Origin of the sequence: Pantoea sp. F_5 (genome assembly GCF_008631595.1) — a bacterium.
GTDB classification, from domain to species: Bacteria; Pseudomonadota; Gammaproteobacteria; order Enterobacterales; family Enterobacteriaceae; genus Pantoea; species Pantoea gossypiicola.
In genome coordinates this window covers 94,807-104,829 of the sequence record NZ_VWUO01000015.1, presented here as the reverse complement: position 1 = coordinate 104,829, position 10,023 = coordinate 94,807, and the positions used below count along the sequence as shown (strand labels likewise).

5 protein-coding genes are annotated in these 10,023 nt (G+C 47.6%); 2 read left to right on the top strand and 3 right to left on the bottom strand.

The features are described from left to right. Positions 1-210 precede the first annotated feature (210 nt). On the bottom strand, positions 211-3,138 hold the full coding sequence (locus tag F3I44_RS18285; protein ID WP_150019509.1) for an autotransporter outer membrane beta-barrel domain-containing protein: 2,928 nt from the start codon (positions 3,136-3,138) through the stop codon (positions 211-213). A gap of 598 nt (positions 3,139-3,736) precedes the next feature. Here F3I44_RS18285 and F3I44_RS24330 point away from each other — a divergent pair. After that, positions 3,737-4,006 carry a DUF333 domain-containing protein gene (locus F3I44_RS24330; RefSeq protein WP_368668633.1) on the top strand — a complete coding sequence of 90 codons (270 nt, stop codon included), beginning with the start codon at positions 3,737-3,739 and terminating at the stop codon, positions 4,004-4,006. Positions 4,007-4,635: 629 nt separating this feature from the next. Then, positions 4,636-8,904, top strand: a complete 4,269-nt coding sequence (locus F3I44_RS18275) for a S6 family peptidase (RefSeq protein WP_223811698.1) — start codon at positions 4,636-4,638, stop codon at positions 8,902-8,904. 182 nt (positions 8,905-9,086) lie between these two features. On the opposite strand, the gene F3I44_RS18270 is transcribed toward F3I44_RS18275, so the two are convergent. After that, on the bottom strand, positions 9,087-9,290 hold the full coding sequence (locus F3I44_RS18270; protein ID WP_150015823.1) for an Hha/YmoA family nucleoid-associated regulatory protein: 204 nt from the start codon (positions 9,288-9,290) through the stop codon (positions 9,087-9,089). A 235-nt stretch (positions 9,291-9,525) separates the two neighbouring features. Further along, on the bottom strand, positions 9,526-9,972 hold the full coding sequence (locus F3I44_RS18265) for a PACE efflux transporter (RefSeq protein WP_150015822.1): 447 nt from the start codon (positions 9,970-9,972) through the stop codon (positions 9,526-9,528). Positions 9,973-10,023 lie beyond the last annotated feature (51 nt).

The following is a 10,023-nucleotide window of genomic DNA, read 5'->3' as shown; positions in this document are numbered from 1 at the left end:
CTTCAGCCTCGCGAAGAATACTGATGATCTGTTCGTCGGAAAAACGCTTCTTCATGGGGATGTCCTCATGTGGCTTATGAAGACATTACTAACATCGTGGTGTATTAATCAACGGGGGGCAGGTCACCTGAACTGATGAGGGCCAGTATCATCCATAATATTTTCTTCATTTACGTCTCCCTTAACATCTATCATTTGTCGGTTTATTTATTAAAAACTAAAACGATAGCCGGCGTTAACCTGGCGCTGATCGAAGCGATTTCCATTTACCATATCTCCTTCGATAAAAAGGGTATGGTTACTGATTTGCGCACTGACACCGATACCGTTATTCCAGCCATTACCTTTAAATGAGAGGCGCTCATCTGAACCATTCAGAGCAAAAGCAGCATCCCCGCCAAACTCGCGTAAAGCACCTGTTTTGACATAAGTATTGAGTTTGTAGTTGCTCTGATTGACTTCATATCCTGCCAGTACGCTGGCTCTTCCCATCAGCGATTTGTAACTTGAGAGATCAATGTTGAGGCCATTCGACGCCCTTACTGAGGTTCCATCCTGATGACCTGCAGTCAGCTGAAGCTGTGGTTCCACGTAAAAGCCAGTAAGTTCGTCAGAGAAGCTGAACTTCTTCCCGGCTTCGAGTGATCCACTCAGGCCTGATGAAACACCATGACCGGATACGCGATTATTCTGTGTATCGCTGACATCGAATTGATTTCTCAGGCGGTTGAATTTCAGTACACCATCCAGGTAGAAACCAGCATCATTCAGCCATGTGCCGTAGATACCAAAATGTTCAGATTTTGTCGTGCCATCGCCAGCACGATAATGAGGCGAGCCCTCTGTTGCTCCCATGAACAAGCCCAGATAAATCGGCAGATCATCGGACAGGCGTTTATCTATCCCAAACTGATAGCCTGAATAATTCATGTGGAAGTTGCTCAGCTTGCCATTGGCAAAACCACTGAAACGCCCATCCATTCCGCGCAGCCAGACATTGCCGCCCGTCTTTCCCTGGCGCACATCACCCATACGCTGCATCAGAGTCTGCATTTCGGCATAATTCATCAGATAACCGATGTTAAGGAAGTTGGCACCTGCATTCGCTGTGCTGGTGATGGTTGAATTGTGATTTTGTTCTGCTGGCTGTGTCGGATTTCCATTTTCTTTCATGTCTTCATCTGAAGCAGGTTGAATGATGTTATCCGTTGGGACTACGGGGGATTGGTCTGCTGAGGGGTTCTCATCTGAAACAGGTTGAATGTTGTTATCGGCTGGAATGGCGGGTTGCTCATCTGCAGCAGACGTTTCAGGCGCTTTTGGCGATGAGAGAACCCAGTTAGTACCCTGTTTGTTGACCGAATAGACATACCCACCCAGTTCAACGTCGGTGTTGCCCCTGAACGTCGCGATACCATCCGTAGTCTCAACAACGGTCAGTACTTCATTACCTGTGGTAATGGCACTGCCGCGGTTCAGAATATTCAGACCGTACTCACCTGCGCTGCTTTCGGTCACCACGATTTTGTCGCCCGTATTATTTACCCCTTCACCATCGCCGACCAGATTGGTACGAAGGGTAAAGTTGCCGCTACCGCTCAGGTTTGCAATGGTCAGAGTGGAGTAGGTCGCATCGTCTGTTGCTGCAGAAAGATCTGCCAGTGAGTTATTTAATGTCAGGTTATCAAGATTAGATGTTTGACTAACGTTCCATGTGCTGTTGGTGAGGCTGACGTTTAAATGACCGCCATTCACGTTATCGCTGGTAGCACTACCGGACCACAGTGAACCCGGCTCTAAATTAAGATCGATCAGGCCCCCCTGCGATACCACGCTGCCGGTGATTTCCGCTTTCCCCTGAGAAGTGATAACGCCCGGTGCAAGCCCTTCGGCGTAAAGTGTTGCTATTGCTACGCCATCCGGAGAGGTCATATCGATAGAGAGATCGCCTGTCAGATTGGTCTGGCCACCATTCCAGGTAACAACACCTATTCCTGTATCAGGGCCGGTGATGCTTATGTCTTCGCCATTAATCTCGCCTCCACCCAGAGACCAAAGGCCTCTGCCGACCATATCTGATTGTTTAAGAACTATATCTGTGTTGGCCAGGTTGATCACTGCACCTGTCGATTGAGCGGATGCGCCATAACCACCAGACTGAATGGTGTTGCGTTCCTCTTCACTGCCTGAAAAGTTGAGGGTGACATTACTATCCATAGCAACAAGGCCGCCAGTCTGCGCTGAAGAGATTACGCTGCCTGCGCCGACATTTATCAGGCTATTTTCTCTGGCTGAAATGCCAGGAGAAGTCGTGCCAGATGTGCTGATTGTCAGATGATCGGCAGTCAGTTCACCCAGGCTCCAGATGCCTGCAGAAATCTTACCTGTGGTGATAATGGTTGAGTTGCTACCCAGATCGACCGAGCCATTATCCTGAATATTGATACCCTGCGAGGCATCGCCCAGGGTATTAATGGTCAGCGCTTCGGCTTTAAGCGTTGCGGCACTATTAATCGCATCACCGGCTAGTGTATCCACCTGGACACCATGACTGTTGGTCCCGTTGGTCTGTATACTACTGCCATTGCCTAAATCAACGTTCGAGCCGTAACCGCTGACGCGCAGTGCGATACCGTTGGTGCCCTGGGTACTGATACTCAATGCTTCGGCCTGCAACGAGGATTGATTGCTTACAACCACTCCCTCCGCGTAAGCAATGCCTGAACCGATCGATGTGACGGAGCTACCGGATCCCAGATTGCCAGTAACCTGCTTTCCGCTGAGCTCCATCGCTACTGCGGATATTCCTGAAACATTGAGAATTAATTTATCAGCTGTAAAGTTACTGTTCGCCGCCTGGATGAAAATGCCCTTAGCGTAGTGCTCAGGGTCTTTCACCGTAACTGTGCTGCCCGAACCGGCAGTCACTTCAGCAGCGGTTGCACCGGTTACAAGAATGCCATAATAACCATCGCCAGATGACTGATCGGCAATCAACGTGGTGCCATCCGCCAGCGTAATATCTCCGCCTCTCAGACTTCCGACAATAGCCGCTGAACTGATAAGGGGCAACATACCCATTCCTCCGGCCAGCACTATCGCTTTTACGCGTTTATTCAGGTCAGTATTATTATTCATATTCGTAACTCTTCCTTAAGGTTTTATTAAAGGGCTAAGGGGCTCTGAAAGGTGTTAGACAGGCATGCCATTTCGCACTTCATACGCTTCTTTGGCCCGATACGAATTAAGCGTTTTGTTAATTAAATCCATTAATAACAGCGTGTTTACTAAGGGCGTCAGGATTATGCAGGTGGGGCGTTAATTATGTAAAGGGAGTGAAAGTATGCGTCTTTTGACGACAGGTTAAAAGAATCGAGGTACTACAAAGGAATTTTCATTGAAAATTAAGCTTATGTGTTAACTATAACTCGGGAGGTCTTGTTAATTATTATTACAGTCATTCTCTTTTGGGGTTTGTTTATTGTGTTTCGCAGGCCAGTAATGAGAATGCCGACAGTAATAGGTGTTGTTAAGAGAGGGTTTAGCGCGTGGGTGCTATCATTATTAGATGCTCAGATAAACACCCGGTTTTTCCACAAACTGGCCAGAAACGAATCTGAAGCGATGGTCTATGAAAAACGCATGACGAATAGCGAATTAATTAATGCGCTCATCGCTATTACGCTTTGTGCCATAGCATGGTGAGCATGAAAAACGAAGTCTCACTGACCTGAAAATGATGCTGAGAGAGGGTTACATGAAAATCATAAACAGAATAACAGTCGGCTCCCTGATGCTGGCCACACTGCAAATTAGTGCCTGCACGCCTCATCATGCCGAGCCACAGCGCCTGGTAATGCGGAATCCTGCAAGTCAATGGTGCCTTCAGCGTGGCGGACAACAGGTAAAGGATGAATTATCGAACACCAGTACACTTTACTGTCTGTTACCTTCAGGAGAAAGGATTGAGCAGTGGGCGTTGTATCATCGCGATCACCCGCAATAATCACTTTTCAATTTCCCTGCCAGCAGGATTATCAAAAGCTATTGAAATAAATGATAATTCTCCTGAGGCTCTGTCTGAGCTCAATGCTGGCTAAATCTTTGCAAGACCCCGGATCATTTGTCGCAGTCCTTTTTCTGGACTGCTACAGATTTCTGCTGCCTTTCTTATTTCGGGCTTACTCCAGGAATGGTTAACCGCGTGTTTTATGTGAACTATACACGCAATTGATTAATCTTATGAATGATTTTGAGTATTATTTAAACAAAGTAAAATAAGCTTTTTAAGATAAGAATTAATCCCGCGATAGATAAAAAAACTGGCTCTTAAATAATAAATTATTTTTTATCAGGAAGTGTTTTTTATATCTATCTTGATCTCATTTGGCACTCGCCCGGCATATCTTTTAAGAATTATATTAAATAAGATATTTTCAATCCATTTTGGCAATGGGTTTTTATGGCCTTTTAATACAATGAGTTATCAAATATTTTACGCTAACCTGCCTCCTTTAATTGATCTGAATCAATATCTTTATAAAACTCAGATTCTATTACCGATTGTCATAATGATACTATTTCATTAATTAAGGTATTTTTCTTAAATAATAATAGCCTCATGAGGATAATCCATTGAAACATTTTGGAAGCGCAGCGTTATGTTGCACCTTCTTTATCTGCACCAAATCTTATGCGGGTATAATGCGACACGATATTGATGTGCAAGAATATCGTGATTTTGCTGAAAACCTGGGAAAATATTCGGTCGGTCTGACAAATATACCTGTCTATAAAATGGATGGTTCTTTATCAGGCTATCTTGATTTCGCCATGCCTGATTTCGGTATGGTAGCGACCTATGGCTACAGCACGCTGGTAGCACCCTCGTATGTTGCCAGTGCCCGTCACAACACCGGTTATCAGTCGCTGCAATTTGGCAACGGTGCACAATATGGTGCAACCTATAAGCTCATTAATCGCAATGAATCAACGATCTCAGATGTTGATTTCCACCTGCCTCGTTTAAATAAAGTTGTCACAGAGGCTGCGCCAGCAGAAGTGCTCGATAAGACGACCATGCGCACGGCTGATAAGTCACGTTTTTCCTGGTATACACGTACCGGCGGCGGTACGCAGAGTCAGGTCAGTGAGGATCAAACAACACAGATCACTCTGAGCGGTGCCTATAAATGGGTAAGCGGCGGCACTATTAATGCGGATACGATAACGACGCCGTCCGGGACCTTGCGCGCAATTGATTACGGACCAGACAACCCTCTCACTTCGCCGCTCGCGATTGGTACTCTGAGCGGTGATAGTGGTAGCCCGATTCTGGCCTATGACGAAATTGATCAGAAATGGAAATTGGCGGGTGTGCTACATGGTGGTACGAGTGCAGCAGCTTATGGCAGTACTTCCATGTGGGAATATATTCCTGATGGGTATATTCAGAACATCAGCGCCACAAATACCTCGCCCGATGTTACAGATAGTGCCAGTGGCGGCTCAATCTACTGGGACGGCAATGGCATTACTCAAAATAATGCTTCCTGGTCATGGAGTGGACTGGATACGAAATATGCGAGTATTGCCCCGTCAGAGCGAACCAATGAAGAGCTCGATGCCACCAAAGATCTTCGCTTCAATGGTGCTGGCGGACTCATCACCCTGAATACACCCATCAACATGGGTGCTGGCAAACTTCAGTTTTCCAGCGATTACACTGTCGCATCTGCCGACGGCGTCAATGCGACCTGGGCTGGCGGTGGTATTGAGGTTGATGCAGATAAAGAAGTCCTGTGGCAGGTTAACGGATTGGCCAATGACGCTCTGCACAAAATCGGCGCAGGTACATTGCATATCAATGCCGTAGGTAGAAACCCGGGTTCCCTGAATATAGGAGAGGGTACCGCTATCCTTGACCAGCAAGCGGATGCTTCAGGTAACAAGCAGGCTTTTTCCTCGGTTACGCTAGTCAGTGGTCGGCCAACCGTAGTACTCAATGACGAAAGTCAGGTTGCTACTGACCAGATCTTTTTTGGCTATCGTGGTGGTCGCTTAGATTTAAACGGCAATACGCTGAGTTTTAAAAAGATTAACCATACCGACAGCGGCGCTACACTGCTAAACCACAGTGATGCCGCGGCAACGCTCAACATTACTGGCTATACGGCCGCAGATGTTCCCTTTTATAAATTTACGGGCAGTAACCCTAAGGGAACACCAGGCACAATCTATGTATATAATAATCCTTACACTAAAGATACTGAGTACTTTCAGTTAAATACATCATCTTACTGGTATTTTCCGACCGATAAATCCTCGACGTCGACCTGGACGTATCTGGGGACCGATGCGGATGAAGCCATCAATCATCGCCTGACACAGCTGAACGTTCAGGTGTTCCGCGGTTTTCTGGGTGAAACGCTCGAAAATGCGCTGAATGGCGTCATGAATGTTAACATTTTACCGCGTAATACCACCGCGATTACCGCGCTGACCGGAGGGATGAATCTTAATGGCAATCTGGATGTTGCCAGCGGGACTGTTGTTCTCTCTGGCCAGCCGGTTCCACATGCGGGCAATGTTGTCGTTGATGATGACTGGAACACATCTCTGTTTAAGGCCGATCAGATCAATGTTGGCTCCGGAGCGCATTTCCAGGTGGGAGAATACGCTGGCGTTAAAGCCAACATTGTTGCTGCTGATTCGTCAACACTCTCTTTTGGCTATAACGATAGCGAGGTGGCAGGCGAGAAAAGCTGGCGTTGCTATTCTGCCATCTATTCTGATGATGTTTCCTGCAGTCAGCCCGTGCGAAGCGCAGAAGCACTGACACTGCTGCCTGCGAGTGAAGTTGAAGGGGATGTCCAGCTAGCGAATAACGCCTCACTTTATCTTGGAAAGGTAAATTATCAGGGTTCGGTAACCTCAACAGGCAGCACTATTATGACACTGGATCCCAATGCTGCCTGGACGATGACCGGCAACAGTAATGTCAGTTCGCTTATGGCGAAACGTGGATCGATGCTTTCAATGGTGCCTTCAGGCAACTGGAGCGCTAAAACGCTGAAGGTAGATACGCTGGATGCGACCGGGTTGAATCTGATGTTAGGCGTTAAGCCATCAACGCTGGAAAGTGACAAACTGATTGTAAAAAATTCGGTGAGTGGTGGTGATAACCTGCTGGACGTAAGTCTGCTAATCGGAAGTGAAGAGGAAGTTGCGCTGACCCAGGATCTGGTGATGGTGGATGCGCCTGCTGGCACCTCACACAGTTATTTCTCATTCGCCGACAGTTACAGTGGATTCAGCGTTTACACACCCAATTATCAGGTGAAAGATGATAACGATCGAGTTTTATGGGTGCTGGAGAGTAATAAGTCGGCCGAACCTGACCCCATCCCGGAGCCAACACCTGTTCCGGACGTGACGCCAGAGCCAACACCTGTTCCGGACGTGACGCCTGATCCAGAGCCAACACCTGTTCCGGACGTGACGCCTGATCCAGAACCGACGCCTGTTCCGGACGTGACGCCTGATCCAGAGCCAACACCTGTTCCGGACGTGACGCCTGATCCAGAGCCAGCACCTGTTCCGGACGTGACGCCTGATCCAGAGCCGACGCCTGTTCCGGACGTGACGCCTGAGCCAGAACCGACGCCTGTTCCGGACGTGACGCCTGAGCCAGAGCCGACGCCTGTTCCGGACGTGACGCCTGAGCCAGAACCGACGCCTGTTCCGGACGTAACGCCTGATCCAGAGCCAGCGCCTGTTCCGGACGTAACGCCTGATCCAGATCCAACCCCAGCACCGTCTGCTCCGACAGAGGATACCTCGACTGCCGAACAATCTGCTGCTGAGAAAGCGAAAGCTGAAGAGGAAGCTAAATCCAAAGCGGAGGCTGAAGCAAAGGCCGAAGCTGAAGAAAAAGCGAAAGAGGAAGCCGCGAAAGCAGAAGAGGAAGCCAAAAAACCGGCGTTCAATCCGGATGACTGGTTCTCTGTTTACGACAACCTGCCACTGATCCAGCGCACGCGTGCCTTAATCGCCTCGCGGCAGTACATTTTCAGTGAAGCGGTCAGCCAGTTGCATAACCGCACTGACAGTCTGCGCGCTTCGCCAGAAAGCAACGGATCATGGGCAACAATAGAGCAGAAAAAAGGGCATTTTCTTGGACTCGACGCCAACCAGCAAACACTGAATGTGGGCTGGGATACCCGCAGCGACACGCAAACAGCCGGTATCAACGTCAGTTATACTCAGGGTGAAGTTAAAGGTGAGGGGCATGAGAAGCATCGGCTGGCCACGGTTGGGGCCTACTACTCATGGCAGTCCGATGCCGGATGGTTCTTTGATTCTGCCAGTCGTTATATGTATCTGAATCAGGAGATAACGCTGGATCCTGCTTTAAATATTAATGGCATGAAAAAGGACAGCCATATGCTGGCAGGCAGCCTGCGCACTGGCTATCAGTTTGCGCTGGCTGACGATACGCTGTTTATCTCACCGTTTGTGGGTGTGACCGGAGGTGTCATGTCCGGCTATACCCTGAAAGGGGAGGATGCGTCAGTTTCGTTAAGTTCATCCACACCATACTTCACCAGCAGCGGGTTAATGGTGCAGAAACGCGGTGTGGGCGCATTAATGCCGAATATTAACGTCAGCGCCAGTCTGGCCTATCAGTATTCACCTGGTAAAAATGGCTCCACTACCACGCTCTCCGATCGTCAGTCAAACCGGCAATACAGCGCCTGGTCAGATAACCGTTATCGTGGCAGTGTAGGGCTGGAAGGCATTATCGCACCTGGCCTTTCACTGAATGCAAAAGTAGAGAGCAGTTTTGGTGGTGAATTTAAAACGGATTACAGTGGTTTGATCGGCCTGTCATATCACTTCTGATATCCGTGTCTGAATAATATCAGAGCATCACTGCGTGAAAGGGTGATGCTCTGACTTATCGATACATTATTCCTGCTGAAAAATATCAGTCTGCGGTCGTACTCGTAAGAGGAAAGGGGATAATCTGCAGACAGTAAATCATCAGCGGCTAATGTATTAATTTTTTTCTCCTTATTTCAGCTTCAGCAAACTAATCGCCAGACTTCCGCAGGCACTTCGTTGTAAGTCTCATTCATTATTAGTTCGGCTTTACGATGATCGTATGCGCCCTCAAAAGAAGAGAGATCGTCAGAAGGAAGTTTTTTTCGCATATAGCTTGTCACGATATCCAGGATATCGGTTGACGGGCAGTTTCTTAACTTATTCAGATAGTAGACTTTGTTCATAATTTTTTGCTGAAGTTAACCTGTAAAAATGAGCTTATGCGCGGTCTTAACTTTATCTAAGCTGACTCGCTGTGCTATCGATGCTGCCAGGAGAATAAATAAGAACCTGACAACAGATATACGTGTGTCCTTACGCACTGGATGCGTTCAGATGCGCAGTGTCGCCTCTGACGCTTCACTGACCTGGCTAAGCAGAAGGTTAAAAAATCAGTTTTTACCTTAACGTATTTTTAATTTATTGTTTTTTTGTATTATTTTTATGTGCAGCCCTGCCGTAATCCCATATCAGATTGAACAGATAAGCATAAACCAGAAAAAACAGCACCAACCCACATTCCAGTTTCAGCGCTGCGAGTAGCGTAATATCCAGCCACCATGCTGCAAAAGGGATCAATACGAATAACAGACCTGCCTCAAATAAAACGGCATGGAGACATCTTATTCGCCAGTCTTTTTTAAATCCGGTTCGCAGCTGAACGCTGTCAAACATCAGGTTGAACAGATAGTTCCATCCCATCGCCAGTGTCGATGAAACGATGGTCAAAAGTGCCGACTGTGAAGGTGCTGCCGAGGCAAAAATAATCAGAATGATGAAAACCAATACATTGGCAACAACTTCGAAAATAACAGCGTGCAGCACTCTTTCTGTGGTGGTGCGCACTGGAGATAAACACTTTTCCAAACCACGCTCTCATTAATCAGTCAGACACCGTTACCGGTGGAGATAAAATTC